Below are 2,046 nucleotides of genomic sequence, written 5' to 3'. Positions count from 1 at the left end.
AGCTTTGTTGACCTTTTTTAAACTGGTGGTCGTCCAGCGAAATTGTTTGGTTGTCTGTTCCGTAGAACAGATCCCCTTACACATTTGGTGTGTTTATCTTTGTTCAGTTTTCAATGAGCTTTCGTTGCGGTTGTGATGCAACTTTAATAGTGTAACATGTTTGTTACGCAATTGTCAACTAATTGTTTCAATTAATTTTAATTGATCTCACATGCTTCGCTTTTTTCTCGTCACTTCATGTGACAAGGTCTATATTGTATCATGTTACTCGATACACTGTCAACCTTTTTTTGAATCTTTTATTCAACCAAAGTTCGTTGTTCGATTCGTTGGTGCTGTCTCAATTGACAACCTAATTATAATAGCATGAACCCATAGCCATTGTCAACACTTTTTGGATTTTAGTTCATCTTTTGAATTTTAATTGTTGTAGATATCTCTATATCTTATGTTATAGCCATCTTAAGATACTATCAGTTAATATTACCGATACTTGGTAAATTATTTATACATGTAACAATCCAATATAGTACTGACTCATCAAACGTTTTTTCTATTGGATCACTATCCATTTATCAAGGAATTTTCTTAATTTTATTATTCCTTCTATAGAGGTTATAGAAAAACCTAATTATCTTGCCTATCTCTTCTTATTAATTACTTTCATTTAACATCTAATAGACATGGTGCTTATTTGCAGTTCATCCTATAATTCGTGTAACAAATTCATCAGGAAACTTGTGTTATTTATCTACTCATAATTGTGATTGCTCCCCGTGGAGTAGTACCTGATACACCCGAAAGCTTTATCTATTTATGGATTTAATACTGCCAGTGTTTTTTTGCCTTTGTATAACCCATTACACCACTTTCTGTAATTCAGTAATTATGCTCTTAAGTATTTCCATTGTTTTTCCTGCCTCCTCAAACATATTCCGAAATAAATCTTCTCAAATTATAATTAAATGCTTCAGGGAGAATGGTTGCGTCTGTTTTTGCATAGGTTATCATCCCTTTTTTCTCCAGGATGCGTTAATCGGTTATAGCAAATATAATATTGAGGTACGACTCTAGAAATGCTGAAACTCTATAGTTTATACTTACTATATCCTTACGAACAAGAATTTTTTCTATCTGTTTATCATATGATGGCAGGCTACCAGTGAGTAGATCCATGTTGTTTTTATAATATCTTTACATAACTCTTCTGGTCTGATATTTGATACTTATTTTGCCGTTTTTCCAATTTACCATTATTATCAAATAGAATGTTGCAATGTAAAAGATTATGCCCCATACAAGTTGTGTATCCATTGCTCGGATTAAACTCTTCAACGACTGAATATATTTGTTGCGAGAAGTACTCAAAACTTTGGTAAAAGATATCAAAATCTATTCCTTCTTTCAATGTACAATTGTCTCCAAGCTCCATATAATGACAGTAATTCTCCAATATTCGTCTTAGAATATTCTCAATTGGTATCTCAATACAGTAAAAATATAAGTCATTGTCCGCCTTTTCATCAAATATTTGTTTTAGTCTTGATCCCCCTAGAGCAATTGCCTCAACCTCTGGCAATGTAGTAAATTCTTTCCAAAATATATTAAAATTCACATTAACCACTGTTTTTGCATGTATTTTTCAAGTTTATTGATTGAATGTACTTATTACCAAAAGTTTACTACACATTCCTTCAGTTTAAAATCTAAAACAAATTGGTTGTTGTATAAACTCGATTGAAACCTCTCATTATTGATATGTTCCTTAAATAAATAAAGACCAAGCAACGATTTCTGCTGCTTAACCTCGACTAAAATGAATCATCAACCCTATTTGACAAAGAAACACAAAAAAAGAGACACAGATTTTAAAATCTACATCTCTTTTTTAATCTAGGTTCTACAATAAATAGGGTTGATGACAAAAATTAAAATGTCATCAACCCTATCTTTGTGTCTTCTAAAAGACGCAGATATTCGTTATATTAAAAGTACCACCAAATAACATAAGGAGAATATCTACGCATGAACCATTTTATCCAAAAA

At 31.5% G+C, this 2,046-nt stretch carries 1 protein-coding gene; it reads right to left on the bottom strand.

All coding sequences use genetic code 11. From position 1 onward, the window contains the following. Nucleotides 1-1,183: 1,183 nt before the first annotated feature. Nucleotides 1,184-1,615, bottom strand: a complete 432-nt coding sequence (locus ACEN33_RS12155; protein ID WP_407095190.1) for a hypothetical protein — start codon at nt 1,613-1,615, stop codon at nt 1,184-1,186. Nucleotides 1,616-2,046 lie beyond the last annotated feature (431 nt).

Origin of the sequence: Ruoffia sp. FAM 24228 (assembly GCF_045528575.1) — a bacterium.
In the GTDB taxonomy this organism is placed as follows: domain Bacteria; phylum Bacillota; class Bacilli; order Lactobacillales; family Aerococcaceae; genus Ruoffia; species Ruoffia halotolerans.
This window is presented reverse-complemented; position numbering and strand designations above follow the sequence as displayed.